Genomic DNA, 15927 nt, shown 5'->3' with positions numbered 1-15927 from the left:
GTGCCGGTCGGTGTCGGCGACGGGGGGCCGCCGTCGCAGGGCCCGAGGTCCCGCCAGAGGGAGGGGGCGGCGACCGGGTTCCAGCCGGCGCCGGGTACCGCCGTGTGGGTCACCAGGGCCTCGTAGGTCCGGCTCTGGTAGGTGACCCGACTGCCGGCCGGGTAGCTGGTGCCCTCCGCCCAGGCCGGTGCCGAGCAGGCCGTGGCCGCCGTCACCGGGGTTCCGGTGGTCGTCGCGGCGAGGCTGCCCGGCGCCGGGACGAAGCTGACCACGGTGGCGACCATCGCGCCGACCGCCAGGGCAAACAGTTCGCGTCGTAGTCTCATGGCATCCCACCTCGTCGATGTGACACGGCCCGCCGTCCGGTGGGCAGGTGCCGGCGAGCGTATCAGTTAAGTTTGTTAAATGTAACTCCCTCGATATTTCGGGCCGGGTGTCCTCGAACCGGCCCCGGTACTCGTCGCCCTGCACGGGGCTGCGCGACCCGGACCGACCGGGACGGGCACAGGATGTCGGGTCCGGGCGCCGACCGCTGCCTAGCGTGGTGTGCAGAAGGGAAAGGAGAGCCGGATGCTGGAGCGGCTCAACCAGGCGATGGAGTACATCGAGCGGCACCTGGACCAGCGGATCGAGGTGACCGAACTGGCGCGGATCGCGGTGACGTCGGAGTACCACTTCCGACGGCTGTTCTCCGCGCTCGCCGGGGTCCCGCTGTCCGAGTACATCCGCCGCCGTCGGCTGACCGTCGCCGGTGCCGAGGTGCTCGCCGGTGCCGAGACGCTGCTCGACGTCGCGGTGCGGTACGGCTACGGATCGGGGGAGGCGTTCGCCCGCGCGTTCCGCGCCGTGCACGGCGTCGGCCCCGGCGAGGCCCGGCGTACCGGTGCCGCCCTGCGCGCGCAGCCCCGGCTCTCCTTCCGCCTCATCGTCGAAGGGAGCGGCAGCATGCGGTACCGGATCGTGGAGAAGGACGCCTTCCACCTGGTGGGTCGGCGGGCCCGGGTACCCCTGGTGCACGAGGGGATGAACCCGGCGATCGTCGAGTTCGTGAAGAGCGTCGACAAGGAGACGGTACGCCGGATCGAGGCCCTCTCCGACCAGGAACCCCAGGGCATCGTCAACGCCAGCGACAACCTCGCCGGCAGCCGCGCGGAGGGTACCGAGCTGGACTACTGGTACGCGGTGGCCACCGGAGCCGCCCCGGACGACCTGGACGTGCTGGCCGTACCGGCCGGGGTGTGGGCGGTCTTCGAGAGTTCGGGGCCGTTCCCGCAGACCCTCCAGTACCTGTGGCGGGACGTGTTCACCCTGTGGTTCCCGTCGAACCCGTACCGCAGCCGGCCGGGACCGGAGATCTCCCGTACCCGGTTGTCCGACGACGGCAGCCAGGCGGATGCCGAGCTGTGGATCCCGGTCGAGCGGGTGACCGGCTGAGCGGCTGAGCGGGTGACCGGCTGCCCGGCGGGACGGGTGGTCGGCTGCCCAGGTGACCGGCTGCCCGGCGGGGCGGGTGGTCGGCCGGACCCGCCGGGCGGTGCGGGCGTCGGCTCCGGGCCGCTTCGGGTGACGTCAGGCGGGCACCCGCTCCGGTCGGGACGCCCGCCGCTCCACCCGGCGACGCAGCACCAGCCAGGTGCCGAGGATGGTCAGGGAGAGCAGCGGGGCCGGGTGACCGAGCAACCAGGCCACGGCGAAGTCGAGGATGCCGCCGCAGACCGTGGCGACGAAGACCCAGACCGGCGCGGTCCGGGGCGCCCCGGCACGGCCCCGGTTGGTCGTCCACGCGGTGGTCGACCAGGGCTTCGCCACCGACAGCCAGGCCTGGAAGGCGATCGCACCGGCCATGCAGGCGGAACCGACGACCATCGCCCGGGTCGGGCCGACGGTACCCGCCACCGCAGCAGCCGCCGAGGCGTGCAGCGCGTCGGAGAGGACGAAGATGCCGAGGTGGAGCTGCACCACGGTGATCGCGAACTTGGCCAGCACCCACCAGTGCCGGAAGAACCCCCACGGGGTGGCGGCGGCCAGCATGAAGCCGGTGAACGCCGAGGCGTTCGCCATCGGCGCCAGCAACCGCATGTCGAGCAACTCGGCCGCAGCCGTGCTGCTGACCGCCACTCCCCGGTCCGTCGTGCTGAGACTGGTGGCCAGCAGCACGCAGATGGTCAGGGCCTGCGTCATCCAGCCGACCGAGGTGATCACGTGTAACCAGACGGTGAGCTGACGCCACCGCTTTACCCCCCGTGAAGCAGCCATGCGTCGATGCTTGCACCGGACGACGGTCCGGCACGACCGGTGGGATCCCGGAACGTCCCGTCCGGGACCCCCCTAGGGAACAACGGCGGCCGGTACCTCGCTGGCGTGTGCGGCGACGATCCGCCAGCTGCCCTCCCCGTCCCGGACCCAGGTGCGGGTGTAGCGCATCCGCACCTGGAACGGGGTACCGGCGACGCTGCCCTGGAGGGTGCCCAGGAACCAGGTCACCCCGGTCCGGCCGTCCACCAGGACGGCCAGCTCCTCCTCGACGAGGCGGGTCGTCACCTGCCGCCGGGTCCGATGGTTGGTCAGGTCGTCCTGTTTGGTGTAGTGCCGGCCGTCCGGCCCGAAGGTGAAGACCAGCCGGTCGTCGAGGAGCCGGTCCAGGGCCTCGACGTCACCGGCGAGCTGTGCGGCCTGGAGTTGCCGTTCGGCGGCGCGTAGCTCGTCGACCGGACCGTCCGCCGTCCCGACCGCACCTGGCTCCGCCGTCACGGCCGGGCTGCCCCGTCCGGACCGGCCAGCTCGGCGGCGTGCGCGATCACGTGGTCGATCAGGCCGTACTCGCGGGCCTGGTCCGGGGTGAACCACCGGTCCCGGTCGGAGTCCTGGGCGATCTGCTCCGGCGTCCGTCCGGTGTGGTGTGCGATCCGTTCCTGGATGACGCGCTTCATGTGGAGCATGTTCTCGGCCTGGATGGTGATGTCGGCGGTGGTGCCCCCGATACCGCCGGAGATCTGGTGCATCATGATCCGCGAGTGCGGCAGGGCGTACCGCTTGCCGGGTGTGCCGGCACAGAGCAGGAACTGCCCCATAGACCCGGCCAGTCCCATCGCGACCGTGGCCACGTCGTTCTGGATGTACCGCATCGTGTCGTAGACGGCCAATCCGGCGGTGACCGAGCCGCCGGGAGAGTTGATGTAGAGATGGACGTCCCGTTCCGGGTCGGCGGCCGCGAGCAGCAGGAGCTGCGCACAGATGACGTTGGCCGAGGCATCGGTCACCTCGGTACCCAGGAAGACGATGCGTTCCCGGAGCAGCCGTTCGAAGACCTGGTCACCGAAGGCCGCGCCGGGCTCGGTGGCCGCCCGTGCCAACACGATGCTCATGACTGTCCCGCCTCTCAGATGGCCGGCGGGCGGAGACACCGCCCGGTGACCGGCAGGGTCCAGCGTGCGGCGGCCGGCACCCGGGGGCCCAGCGATTCTCCCTCCGGCAGATCTGCCGACAGCAGAAGCGGACGGGCCAGAGCCGGCGGCGACCGGGTCGGTGCAGGCCACCGGCGGGAAACAGGCTGGCGCAGGGCACCGGCGCTGCCCGTAGCATCGTGCGCACCGGTGGGAGGTGGCGGGACGTGGCGGACGTTCGGGTCGGGGTGCTCGGGCCCATGGTGGCGACGGTCGACGGACAACCGGTCGACCTCGGCGGTACCCGCCAGCGCGCGGTCCTGGCGGTGCTGCTGCTCGCCCGGCAACGGCTGGTACCGGTCGACCGGATCATCGACCTGGTCTGGGCGGACACGAAGGCACCGGCACTGACCACCCTGTACGGATACGTCAAGCAGTTGCGGCGGGCCCTGGACCCGGGGCGGAGCGCCGGCCCGCGTGGCGAGCTGCTGGCCCGGCAGGGACCGGGGTACGTGCTGCGGCTCGGTGCGGACAGTGTGGACGCCGAACGGTTCGCCGACCTGGTGACCCTCGGGGTCCGGGCGCTACGGCAGGACGATCCGGCCGGCGCGCTGCACCTGCTCGACGAGGCGCTGGCCCAGTGGCGCGGCGAGCCGTACGCCGAGTTCACCGGGTACGCCTTCGTGCAGCCCGAGGTGACCCGGCTGACCGGTCTGCGGCTGGACGCCGTCGAGGAGCGGTACGCCGCCCTGCTGGCCCTCGGCGAGCACACGACGGTGCTCGGTGACCTGGCCGGGCACGTCGCCGGACACCCGTTCCGGGAACGCGGCCAGGAGCTGTACGCGCTCGCCCTCTACCGGGCCGGCCGGCAGCGGGAGGCCCTGGACGCCCTGCGTACCGCCCGCACCGTGTTCGCCGACGAACTGGGTCTCGACCCGGGGCCGACGCTGCGGCACCTGGAGACCGCGATGCTGCGGCAGGATCCGGAGCTGGCCGCCCCGGCCGGGGCGGCGGCGGTGACCGGCCCGGCGCCGACGGTGCCGGAGCGCACCCGCAACCTCCCGTTCGAGGTCAACCGGTTGCTGGACCGGCCCGGCGAACGGGCTGCGGTGGACCGGATGCTCGGGCAGCACCGGCTGGTCACGCTGACCGGCCCGGGTGGGGTCGGCAAGACCACGCTGGCCCTCCAGGTGGCCCGGGGCCGACCGGACCGGGACGGCCCGTGGCTGGTGGAACTGGCCGGCCTGGGCGCACCGGAGCTGCTGGTGGAGACCGTCGGAGCGGCGTTGGGCCTCCCGGCGGTCGCGACCCTGGACCAGCTCGCGGCGGTACTCGGTGCGCGTGAGCTGCTGCTGCTCCTCGACAACTGTGAACACCTGGTGGCCCCGGTCGGGACGGCGGTGGCGACGCTGCTGGCCCGGTGCGGCGGGCTGCGGGTCCTGGCGACCAGCCGCGAACCGCTGCGGGTGGCGGGGGAAGCGGTGTTCGAGGTGCCGGTGCTCTCCGGCGAGCAGGCGGTGGAACTGTTCGACCAGCGGGCTGCGGCGGTCGCCCCCGACTGGGCGCCCGGGCCGGACGACCGGCGGCGGATCCGGGCCATCTGCGCCGAACTGGACCGGCTGCCCCTGGCCATCGAACTGGCGGCGGCCCACTGTCAGGTGCTGTCGGTGGAGCAGATCGCCGGCGGGCTCGACGACCGGTTGGCGCTGCTGGCCGACGGGCCGACCGGCGTACCGGACCGGCACCGCAGCCTGGTGGACGCGGTGGACTGGAGCTACCACCTGCTCGACCCGGCGCAGCAGCGGGTCTTCCGCTGGCTGAGCGTCTTCGGTGGCGGGTTCGACCTGGCGGCGGCGGGCGCCGTCGTCGGCGGCCCGGCCCTGGCCCCGGTCGCCGCGCTGGTCCGCAAGTCCCTGGTGATGGTGGAACCGGGTACCGATCCGCGCCGGTTCCGGCTGCTGGAGAGCCTGCGGCAGTACGGGCGGTCCCGGTTGGACCCGGCGGAACTGGCCACCGCGCAGGCCGCGCACCGGGACTGGGTGCTGCGGTACGCGGAGGACGCCGAGCGGCAGGTGCGGGGCCCGGAATCGGGGGTGGTCCTGGCCGGCCTGGCACAGCGGCAGGCCGAGATCCGGCTGGCGTTCGCCTCGTCGCTGGCGGCCGGTGACGGTCGGTACGCGCTGCGCCTGGGTGGTGCGCTCGCCATGTACTGGTACCGGACCGGGCAGATCGTCGAGGGGACCGGCTGGTTGCGGGCCGCGTTGGCGGCTGCCCCCGACGCCGGGCCGGGGGTACGCGCCCGGGCCCTGCTCGGTCTGGGCGGGCTGGCCTACCTGGCCGGTGACCTGGCGGCTGCCGGCCGGTCCATGCGTGACGCGGTCGACGCCGCCCGTGCGGCGGGGGATTCCGTGACCGGGGCGCTGGCGTTGGCGTACCGGGCGCTGTTCGAAGCGGTGGCCGGCGCGACCACCGTCCCGGACGCCATCGCCGATGCCGGTGCCGCCGTGGCGACGGCCCGGCAGGTGGCGGAACCGGCGATCGAGGCGGAGGCCCTGTCGGCGCTGGGGATGCTGCACCGGATCGCCGGCCAGGTCGACCGGGCGCGGGTCGACCTGGCGGAGTCCGTGCAGGTCGCGCGGCGCTGCGGGCACGGGTTCGTCGAGATCTCGTCGTCCTGGCTGGCGATGAAGGTGGCGCTCGACCTCACCGATCCGGCCGGCGCGCTGGCTACCGGGCTGTCCGTACTCGACCTGCTGGAACGGGACGGTGACGTCACCTCGTGGCTGGTCGTCGTGCACACCGCCGCTGCGGCACTGGCCGGGCTGGGTCGGCCGGAGGACGGCGCCGCCCTGCTCGCTGCGGTCGAGCGGCACGGGTCCCGGTACGGCTTCGTGCCGGACCTGATGGACCCGGTGGACGCACCCCGGCAGTTGGCGACGGTCCGGGCGGCGCTCACCGGGGACCGGTGGGCCACCGCCCGGCGGCGGGGCTGGCAGCTTTCCCGGGACGAGGTGAACGCCCTGCTGCGCGCACACGCCCCCTGGCCGGGCGATCCGTCCGGCTAAACCGTCGACTGAGGACCGCACCTGCCAGGTGTCCCGCACCGTCGGCTGGGTCGGTTCCACGGGTACCGTCGAACCGGCCTGCCGGGTACCGTGGGCCTGACTTCCCGGGTACCGTGGGACCGCCCGGTCGGCCCGACCCGTCCGCCGGACGGTCGCCGCGACCGCCGGACGGACCAACCGACCCGGTCGACGGCCCGGCCCGGTAGCACCGGCCGATGGGATTCCAGTGGGATCCCGCCGACCCTGGATCCCATCCGTGTCCCATCGACGGGCCTGACACTCGTTCCTGTCCATCACTGTGGGGGGAACACCTGTGTCAGGAACAACCGTGCCCGAGATCCGATATAGAAACCGTCGACGTCGAACCCTCTTCGGCCGGGTGATCGCCGTGGCGACCGCCGTGGTCGTCGCGCTGACCCTGGCCCAGCCGGTCCAGGCGGCCGACGGGGTCGAGGTCAAGAACCAGGAGTTGCAGAACCGGCTCTTCACCTCGTACGCCCGGCTGAAGAACCCCGGCCCCAACGGGCTGCGGGACATGATGCTCAGCGCCGACCTCGTCGGGTTCCGGGAGAAGAACCCGTACGCGACGGCCGAGCAGCTGCACCAGCGGATGGCCTCCATGCGGGCCTGGTACGACAACAACCTGACCGCCCAGGACCTGGAGCGGCCGGCCTTCGACTACGCCATGAAGCTGATCAACCTGACCACGCTGCACCCCGCCGCCGCGCAGGCCGCCCCGATCATCCGGGACCTGCTGGAGTCGACGATGGGCAAGGACATCAAGACCTGGGCGATGTCGGCCGACTACGTGGCGGGGAGCAAGTTCCAGTACACCGCCTTCAGCCAGCTCTACGCCATCCAGGACCTGATCTGGAGCCGGGTCAACCAGCGGGGCAGCATCGACAGCGCGTTCCGGCAGGCCTGGGACGGCGCGATCGGCGCCGGTATGAACATCAGCGCCAACGCGACCATCGACCAGCTGCTGGCCGACCCGGTCATCGCCACGAACGTCAACGTCCAGGCGTTGATGGACCAGTTGGCCAACAGCACCGCGTACCTCCAGGAGGGGCAGGAGCAGCTCGCCGCCAAGCTCGAACTGATCAGCGCCCAGAACGACACGACCCTGGCGCTGATGAAGGAGCTGGACGCGAAGTACCCGGTCGCGCCGGGCGCGCCCCGCCCCACCCTGGCGGAGCAGCAGAACCAGCGGAACCTCGCGGCCGAGCGGCAGCAGATCATCGACGGCGCGGCGACCGCCATCGAGATCCTCTCCACCCTGCTCGGCTTCGCCGACCCCCGGGCCGGCAAGATCGCGGCCGGGGTGGGCAAGGCGGCGGTGCAGGTGGCCACCGCGATCAACAACTTCATCCCGGCGGTGGCCGGGCTGGGGCTCGGCGAGGCCATCTTCTCGATGAGCACGCTCACCCTGACCGGGAACGTGCTGGGCGCCATCACCAGCGTGCTGCCGCTCTTCTCCGGGGTGCCGAGCCCGGAGCAGGTGATGCTCGACGAGCTGGCCAAGATCCGGCAGGACATCGCCACCCTGAACACCAGCATGCACAGCCGGTTCGACCGGCTGGAGCAGGGCCTGACCAACCTGTACGGCGACATGATCAACCGGTTCGACGAGATGATGCAGCTGCAGAACGCCACGAACGCCCAGCTGGCGAACCTGGAGACGCAGCTGCTGCGGCTCATGCCCCGGCTGGACATGTGGGGCGCCGAGATCATCAAGGGTCAGCAGGAGGACATCCTCTACGACACCAACCTGATGATGAACAAGTACATCGACTACGAGCAGCGGTACGGCCAGCCGATCCCCAGCTACAACGGGGGCGGGGACCGCTACACCGAGCCGGAGGGCATCCTGCGTACCGCGGCGACGACGCTGTCCACCCGGGCCCCGCTGACCGGCCCGAGCACCGGCTGGAGCACCACCGACCCGGTGCAGGCGCTGAACACCTGGGAGCCCAACGGCGCGCTCGGCTACCTGGAGTGGTACGCCGGCAACCGGTACGGGCTGCCCACCAGCAGCACGCTGACCAAGCCCAACCCGGCCACCTGGTCCTTCGCCGCCCGTGGATACGGCGTACTGGCCCTGCAGAACCCGGACTACGCCAAGCAGGTCTCGGCGACCGAGACCGCCCGGATCATCTCCACCGGGCAGGACATCCTGACCGTGAACCGGGCGCTGAGCAAGCCGAAGACGACGCCGGGTGCCGACGGCAAGCGGACCAACGTGCTCTTCACCGGGCTGACCGCCGACTACCTGAACGCGGTCGGTGACCTGCGGCTCAAGCTCTCCGCAGTGCGCAAGAAGTACAGCGACGACAAGGAGTACAACCTCTTCGGCCCGCTCGACCAGGCGCTGCCGGACGCCGCGAAGCTGACCGACCCGGCGGGCGTGCAGCCGTGCAACGGCACGCCGGGGTACCTGAGCCGGCCGAACAACATCGCGCTGACCTCGGCGCCGAGCGTGTTCGCCTTCGCCCAGTACGCCCACCCGGACAAGCCGACGGTGTCGCTCTGCTACGACGCCGGCATGGTCAACATCAAGCGCAGCTTCACCACGAAGTTCTACATCACCAAGGCGGACCTGCGGGTGCAGATGCGGCTGCGCGTGCGGTGGGGCAGCGAGGTGCGGGACTACCAGGTCCGGACCCTCACCACTCCGCTGGGTGAGACCTGCCGGGAGTACAAGGAGACGGGTGAGTTCGTCTTCTGCTACGCGCTGGAGGACTACCTCGACAACTGGGACGCGGTCTACAAGCCGATGTTCGAGTCGGGTGCCACCTACTCCGGCAACGAGCAGGTCAACACGGACGTCCGGACCCGGATGACCAACTTCCTGGCCGGTCGGCGGGCGGCCTACTACGGCCAGGTGTACGACGACCTGAACAACGAGGCGTCCGACATCCACAAGAGCAACGCCGAGGTGACCCGGGCGGTGAAGCTGCTCAAGGCGTACACGCAGCTCGGCTTCGGCCGGACGTTGATGCAGGACGACCTGCTCCGCGCCTCGCTTTTCGGCAGCACCCGGATCGTCGGCGACGACAGTGACGCCACCATCGTCAAGGACACCTTCGCCACCGCCCTCACGGCGTACGCGAACTGCAACGCTCCCGCCCGGGGCGCGCCCTGCACGGCCGGTAACGGTGCCTTCGACCCGCTCGCCGGGCAGCGGCACCTGACCGACTGCGTGGCGGGTGGCTCGGAGGAGATGTGGGACCCGGTGGGCAACTGCATCGTGGCGAAGGCGAAGAGCCGGCACGGCCTGCTGACCGACCGGTACGAGGCCGCGTCGGTGCGGATCGCCAACGGCGACTACACCGAGGGGATGCCCGAGGTCGAGGCGGTCATCACCAGCCTGACCATGATCGACGCATCGGTCCGCCACTGACCGGCGGTCAGCCCGCCCCCGAGCGAACGGGTGGGCTGACCGGTCGTCGACCCTGACGTGAACCCGACCCCGGCCGGGACGCCTTCGAAGGCGTCCCGGCCGGGCCGCTTCCGGTGGGTGCGGGTACGGCACGGGAACGCCCGCACCGCGCACCGGGGCTGCCGGTGGACCCGGGACCGGGGGACCGGGGTACCCGGGACGGCCGGGACCCGTGGTGCGGCGGGGATCCGGGGCTCCATCCGGCGCAGGTCGTCGCGGGCCTCCTCCAGCAGGTCGGACAGGTACATCCCGAGCGCCCGGCAGATCGCCGCCAGCACCTCCGAGGAGGCCTCCTTACGGCCCCGCTCGATCTCGGAGAGGTACGGAACGGACACCCCGGCCGCCTCGGCCACGTCCCGCAGGGTCCGGCCCTGCCGTAGGCGTACCCGTCGGAGCACGCCACCGATCACCCGACGCAGCAGTGACATCCGGTCCTCACTCTCCACACCCTCGGCCCCGCTCCCCATCATGCCGGTTGGCCCGCCACCCCGGGGACCGTCGAAGGCCGCATGGGCACCCCACCCGGCGGGTAACGGGGTACCGGCTATGTTGTGCACGTGCAGGTGGGCGCAGGAGCGGAGCAGGACCGGCAGTGATCCATTTTCCCGCAGTGAGACGCGGTCCGTTGAGCGCGCTCAGCCTGCGCCTGGCGGCGGCGATCGGCCTGGTGCTGGCTGTCGTCGGCGTGGTCTACCTCGACCGTGGCGGGTACCGCGACGTCAACGAGGACGGCCTCACCCTGCTCGACTGCGCCTACTACGCGGTCGTGTCCCTCTCCACCACCGGCTACGGGGACATCACCCCGGCGTCGAACTCGGCCCGGATGGTCAACGTCTTCTTCGTCACCCCCGCCCGGGTGCTGTTCCTGATCATCCTGGTCGGTACCACCCTGGAAGTTCTGACCGAGCAGTACCGGACCGGCCGTCGCCTGTCGCGGTGGAGGAAGACCGTGAAGGATCACGTCATCATCTGCGGCTACGGCACCAAGGGCCGTAGCGCGATCTCAGCTCTGCTGGAGAACGGTTTCGACAAGCAGAAGATCGTGGTGGTCGAGCGCAGCGCGACCGCCGTCCGGCAGGCCACCTCGGCCGGGCTGGTGGCGATCGAGGGCTCGGCGACCCGCTCGTCGGTACTCCAGGAGGCCCACGTCCGCAACGCCAAGGCGGTGATCATCGCGACCGACAGCGACGACGCGTCGGTGCTGGTCACGCTGACGGTCCGGCAGCTCACCGCCGGCCAGGTACGGATCATCTCGGCGGTCCGGGAGGCGGAGAACGCGCCGCTGCTCAAGCAGAGCGGGGCGCACCACGTGATCGTCTCCTCGGCCACCGCCGGCCGGCTGCTCGGGCTCTCCACCTCGGCGCCCCCGCTGATCGACGTGGTGGAGGACCTGCTCACCCCCGGCCAGGGGATGGCGCTGGCGATGCGCTCGGCCGAACGCGACGAGGTGGGCCGGTCCCCCCGGGAACTGGACGCCCTGGTGATCGCACTGGTCCGGCGGGGTCGGGTGGTCACCCTCTCCGACCAGGCCGGCGCGGTCATCGAGACCGGCGACATGCTGGTGCACGTCCGGGACGACCGGCCCCACGCCAACGCGGTTGCCTGAGCGGCCCCTGCTGCCCGGCGCTCCGAGCGGTCGCCTGAGCGGCCCCTGCTGCCCGACGCTCCGAACGACGACGAAGGGGGTGGGCCCGCAGCGCGGGACCACCCCCTTTTCCGGCTCGTCAGGTCAGAGGATCGTCCAGGTGTCGCCGGAAGCGAGCAGACCGGCGAGCTGCTGCTCCGGGCTGTCGGTCACCGTGGCCTGGGCCGCGCTGACCTGCGCCTGCACCACGCTGTCGTAGGACGGGCGGTCGACGTTGCGGAACACGCCGATCGGGGTGTTGCTCAGGTCCAGGCCGGGCAGCCGGCTCAGCGCGAAGGCGTACGCCGGATCGGCGACGGTCGCGTCGTGGACGACGATCTCCTCGGGGCGTACCGAGGCGGTCTCCCGGACCTCCAGCCCGAAACCACCCGGCGGGTGCACCACGCAGAACCGGCCGTCGGCGCCGAAGGTGACCGGCTGGCCGTGCTCCAGCCGGATCAGGAAGTCGTCCCGGGTGGCCGGCTCCTTCAGCGGGTCGAACGCCCCGTCGTTGAAGATGTTGCAGTTCTGGTAGATCTCGACGAACGCCGACCCCTCGTGCTCGGCGGCGGCCCGCAGCACCGACTGGAGGTGCTTACGGTCGGAGTCGATCGTCCGGGCCACGAAGGTCGCCTCGGCGCCGAGCGCCAGCGACAGCGGGTTGAACGGCGCGTCGGCCGAACCCACCGGGGTGGACTTGGTGACCTTGCCGACCTCGGAGGTGGGGGAGTACTGGCCCTTGGTCAGCCCGTAGATCCGGTTGTTGAACAGCAGGATCTTGAGGTTGACGTTCCGCCGCAGCGCGTGGATCAGGTGGTTGCCGCCGATGGAGAGCGCGTCACCGTCACCGGTGACCACCCAGACCGACAGGTCCGGCCGGGACACCGACAGGCCGGTGGCGATCGCCGGCGCCCGACCGTGGATCGAGTGCATACCGTACGTGTTCATGTAGTACGGGAAACGCGACGAGCAGCCGATCCCGGAGACGAAGACGATCCGTTCCCGGGGGATACCCAGCTCCGGCATGAACGACTGGACGGCGGCGAGGATCGCGTAGTCCCCGCAGCCGGGGCACCAGCGCACCTCCTGGTCGGACTTGAAGTCCTTGGTGGTGAGCTTGACGGCGACGGGCTCAGACATTCTTCAGGACCTCTTCCAGCATGGTCTCCAGCTCGTTGGCCGTGAACGGCAGGCCGCGGACCTGGTTGTAGCCGATCGCGTCGACCAGGTAGCGGGCCCGGATGATGTGGGCGAGCTGGCCGAGGTTCATCTCCGGGATCACCACCCGGTCGTAGGCGGCGAGCACCGTACCGAGGTTGGCCGGCATCGGCGCGAGGTGCCGCAGGTGGGCCTGGGCGATGGAGAGCCCGCGCTGGCGGAGCTGCCGGCAGGCCGCCCCGATCGGTCCGTACGTCGAACCCCAGCCGAGCACCAGCACCCGGGCGTCGCCGTCCGGGTCCTCGACCTCGATGTCCGGTACCGGGATGGTCTCGATCCGGGCCGCCCGGGTACGCACCATGAAGTCGTGGTTCGTCGGGTCGTACGAGATGTCGCCGGTCTTGTCGGCCTTCTCCAGCCCGCCGATCCGGTGCTCCAGGCCCGGGGTGCCGGGGATGGCCCACGGCCGGGCGAGCGTCTCCGGGTCGCGCAGGTACGGCAGGAAGGTCGAGCCGTCCTCGCTGTTCGGCGTGGTGGCGAACTCGACCCGCAGGTCGGGCAGGCTGGCCACGTCGGGCAGCAGCCACGGCTCGGAGCCGTTGGCGACGTAGTTGTCGGAGAGCAGGATCACCGGGGTGCGGTAGGTCAGCGCGATCCGGGCCGCCTCGATGGCCGCGTGGAAGCAGTCCGCCGGGGAACGCGGCGCGATCACCGCGACCGGCGCCTCGCCGTGCCGGCCGAACAGGGCCATGTTCAGGTCGGCCTGCTCGGTCTTGGTCGGCATACCGGTCGACGGCCCGGCCCGCTGCACGTCCACGATCACCAGCGGCAGCTCCAGCGCCACGGCCAGCGAGATGGTCTCGCCCTTGAGGGCCACGCCCGGGCCGCTGGTGGTGGTGACGCCGAGGGCGCCACCGTACGACGCGCCGAGGGCGGCACCGATCGCGGCGATCTCGTCCTCGGCCTGCATGGTGGTGATGCCGAACCGCTTGTGCTTGCTCAGCTCGTGCAGGATGTCCGAGGCCGGGGTGATCGGGTAGGCGCCGAGGAAGACCGGCAGCTGGGCACGGACCCCGGCGGCCACCAGGCCGAGCGAGAGCGCCGCGTTGCCGGTGATGTTGCGGTAGGTGCCCGGCTGCATCTTCGCCGGCTTCACCTCGTAGCGGACCGAGAAGTCCTCGGTGGTCTCGCCGAAGTTCCAGCCGGCCTTGAAGGCCGCGATGTTCGCCGCGACCAGCTCCGGCCGGGTGGCGAACTTGCGCTCCAGGAACCGCAGGGTCGACTCGTACGGCCGGGAGTACATCCAGGAGAGCAGGCCGAGGGCGAACATGTTCTTCGCCCGCTCGGCGTCCTTCTTGGACACCTCGTGCTCGGCCAGCGCGCCCACCGTCATCGAGGTCAGCGCGACCGGGTGCAGGGCGTACCCGTCGAGCGAGCCGTCCTCCAGCGGGCTGACCTGGTAACCGACCTTGGCCAGGTTGCGCTTGGTGAACTCGTCGGTGTTGACGATGATGTCCGCGCCCCGGGGCAGGTCGGCCAGGTTGGCCTTGAGTGCGGCCGGGTTCATCGCGACCAGCACGTTGGGCGAGTCACCCGGGGTGAGGATGTCGTAGTCGGCGAAGTGCACCTGGAAGCTGGAGACGCCGGGCAGCGTACCGGCGGGAGCCCGGATCTCGGCCGGGAAGTTGGGCAATGTCGAGATGTCGTTGCCCAGCTGCGCGGTTTCCGAGGTGAACCGGTCGCCGGTGAGCTGCATGCCGTCACCGGAGTCACCGGCGAACCGGATGACCACCCGATCCAGTTGGCGGACCTGCTTGGTCACAGCTGCACCCTCCTTGAGCGCCGGCCGGGCGGGTCGCCCCAGGGAAGGTCCGGCCCACTCTGCTTTTCATCCCAGAGCCTACGTCCAACCGCTACCCCTACCCGCCCGGAGGTTGCGAGTTTGGGACAGGTAGACGACAGTTTCTGTCCCGTTTTGCCCCACCTTTGAGTGGGTGCCGTAATCCAGATCACCGGTACCGGGACCGAACGGCGCTCACCGACCTGATAGTTGATCGAGCCAGGGCGGCCCGCAGTCAGCCAGCCGCCGGGACCGGTCGGCGCGGTCGGGAGTTCGGCGGGACAGGTCGGCGCGGTCGGGAGGCCGGCAGGGTCAGTCGGTTGCCGGGGTGGGGCCGGGTTGCACCTCGACCGGCGGGTCGCCGAGCAGGCGGCGGCGCAGCGAGGTGGTCGCCAGCACCAGGGCCAGCACCACGAGCAGCACCGAGACCACGATCAGGGCGATCGCGGTCTGCTGCGCGCCACTCAACCCGTCGTCCCCGGCGGTCGGCGCCGCCCCCGGCAGCACCCCCTGCGACCCGGTCGGCGCCGGCGAGACCACCGGGGCGGATGCGGCCGCCGCAGCGACGATCCGGAAACTCATCTGCATCCGCTTCTGCGTGCCGGCCCGGGGGGTCAGCAGACCGATCACCGCCCCGGCCAGCGGAGCGCTGCGCTGGGCCTGAGGGGTCGCGCTGACCGGTACCCGCAGGTGGGCGTGCCGTCCGGCGGTGACCGTACCGACCGCGCAGCGGGTCCGCGCGGCACCGGCCGGCGTGCAGCCGGCGGGTGCACCGTCCACGGTCACCCCGTCCGGCAGGACGATCTCCAGCGCGCCGGTCGCGTCCACCGTGCCGGTGTTGCCGAGCTCCACGTCCAGGGCGCTGGCCGCGCCGGTGATGTCGAAGGCGACCTCGTCGGCGTCGAGGGTCATCCCGGGTACCGGCGGACCGGGCGGGAAGAGCACCGCGAAGCCCTGACTGTCGCTGACCTGGTCGGACCGGCCGGGCGCGGTGGCGGTCACCTCGACCGCACCGTGCAGCGGCATCCGCCGCCAGGCGTCGTCGTCGACGCGTACCCGGATCCGGGTGCTGAACCGGGTGCCGGCGGCGGCGGTCCAGGCGCCGCACCGGTAGCGGTGGCCACCCTGGGTGGAACAGCCGTCCGTGCCGGCATCGGTCAGCCCGGCCGGCAGGCTGTAGGCCAGCCGTACCGACTCGGCCGTCCCGCCGGTGTTGGTGACGGTGACCAGCAGGTCCGCCAGCGAGTCGGGGCTGTTCCAGTAGGCCGGGGTGAGCGTGACGTCGCTGGTGGTCACGGAGATCCCGAGCGGGGCCCGGTCGGGGCGGGGTGCCGGACCGGGCTGCCCGGGCGGCGGTGCGGCGGACGAGGGTGCCGGTGGCGCGGGTTCCCCGGTGGCCGGTACGTCCGGGGTGGGGG

General features: G+C 71.6%; 12 protein-coding genes. 4 read left to right on the top strand and 8 right to left on the bottom strand.

What is annotated here, in order from left to right:
* Positions 1-326, bottom strand: a 326-nt coding sequence (locus GSF22_RS18585) for a carbohydrate-binding protein (RefSeq protein ID WP_368856905.1), incomplete at its 3' end; no start/stop codon positions are given.
* Between the two features lie 244 nt (positions 327-570).
* Between GSF22_RS18585 and GSF22_RS18580 the strand changes: the two genes are divergently transcribed.
* Positions 571-1434, top strand: a complete 864-nt coding sequence (locus GSF22_RS18580; protein ID WP_208814892.1) for an AraC family transcriptional regulator — start codon at positions 571-573, stop codon at positions 1432-1434.
* A 135-nt stretch (positions 1435-1569) separates the two neighbouring features.
* Here the strand turns inward: GSF22_RS18580 and GSF22_RS18575 are convergent, their stop codons facing one another.
* From GSF22_RS18575 to GSF22_RS18565, 3 genes are all read right to left on the bottom strand, one after another.
* Entirely contained in the window at positions 1570-2256 is a 687-nt protein-coding gene (locus GSF22_RS18575; RefSeq protein ID WP_208814891.1) for a hypothetical protein, read from the bottom strand.
* Between the two features lie 72 nt (positions 2257-2328).
* Positions 2329-2751, bottom strand: coding sequence for a nuclear transport factor 2 family protein (locus GSF22_RS18570; RefSeq protein ID WP_208814890.1), 423 nt, complete (start codon positions 2749-2751; stop codon positions 2329-2331).
* Positions 2748-3365 carry a ClpP family protease gene (locus GSF22_RS18565; RefSeq protein WP_208814889.1) on the bottom strand — a complete coding sequence of 206 codons (618 nt, stop codon included), beginning with the start codon at positions 3363-3365 and terminating at the stop codon, positions 2748-2750. The genes GSF22_RS18570 and GSF22_RS18565 overlap by 4 nt, the downstream gene beginning before the upstream one ends.
* A 245-nt stretch (positions 3366-3610) precedes the next feature.
* On the opposite strand from GSF22_RS18565, the gene GSF22_RS18560 reads away from it, so the two are divergent.
* Both GSF22_RS18560 and GSF22_RS18555 read left to right on the top strand, forming a co-directional pair.
* Positions 3611-6448, top strand: a complete 2838-nt coding sequence (locus GSF22_RS18560) for a BTAD domain-containing putative transcriptional regulator (RefSeq protein ID WP_208814888.1) — start codon at positions 3611-3613, stop codon at positions 6446-6448.
* Between the two features lie 379 nt (positions 6449-6827).
* On the top strand, positions 6828-9848 hold the full coding sequence (locus tag GSF22_RS18555; RefSeq protein WP_208814887.1) for a hypothetical protein: 3021 nt from the start codon (positions 6828-6830) through the stop codon (positions 9846-9848).
* Here GSF22_RS18555 and GSF22_RS35740 read toward each other — a convergent pair.
* Positions 9773-10315, bottom strand: a complete 543-nt coding sequence (locus GSF22_RS35740; protein WP_307804100.1) for a helix-turn-helix domain-containing protein — start codon at positions 10313-10315, stop codon at positions 9773-9775. The two genes, GSF22_RS18555 and GSF22_RS35740, sit on opposite strands and share 76 nt — an antisense overlap.
* 164 nt (positions 10316-10479) lie before the next feature.
* On the opposite strand from GSF22_RS35740, the gene GSF22_RS18545 reads away from it, so the two are divergent.
* Entirely contained in the window at positions 10480-11493 is a 1014-nt protein-coding gene (locus GSF22_RS18545) for a potassium channel family protein (RefSeq protein ID WP_208814886.1), read from the top strand.
* 123 nt (positions 11494-11616) lie between these two features.
* Here the strand turns inward: GSF22_RS18545 and GSF22_RS18540 are convergent, their stop codons facing one another.
* The 3 genes from GSF22_RS18540 to GSF22_RS18530 all read right to left on the bottom strand — a co-directional run.
* Complete coding sequence (locus GSF22_RS18540) at positions 11617-12651, bottom strand: 2-oxoacid:ferredoxin oxidoreductase subunit beta (RefSeq protein WP_208814885.1); 1035 nt, start codon at positions 12649-12651, stop codon at positions 11617-11619.
* The gene (locus tag GSF22_RS18535; RefSeq protein ID WP_208814884.1) at positions 12644-14491 is read right to left on the bottom strand and encodes a 2-oxoacid:acceptor oxidoreductase subunit alpha; all 1848 of its coding nucleotides are present in this window, start codon (positions 14489-14491) and stop codon (positions 12644-12646) included. The genes GSF22_RS18540 and GSF22_RS18535 overlap by 8 nt, the downstream gene beginning before the upstream one ends.
* A gap of 330 nt (positions 14492-14821) precedes the next feature.
* Positions 14822-15927: hypothetical protein (locus GSF22_RS18530; protein ID WP_208814883.1), on the bottom strand; the 1106-nt coding region annotated here is incomplete at its 5' end.

Origin of the sequence: Micromonospora echinofusca (assembly GCF_017614955.1) — a bacterium.
GTDB classification, from domain to species: Bacteria; Actinomycetota; Actinomycetes; order Mycobacteriales; family Micromonosporaceae; genus Micromonospora; species Micromonospora echinofusca_A.
The sequence above is the reverse complement of the archived record's forward strand: the minus strand, read 5'-3'. Positions and strand labels throughout refer to the sequence as shown.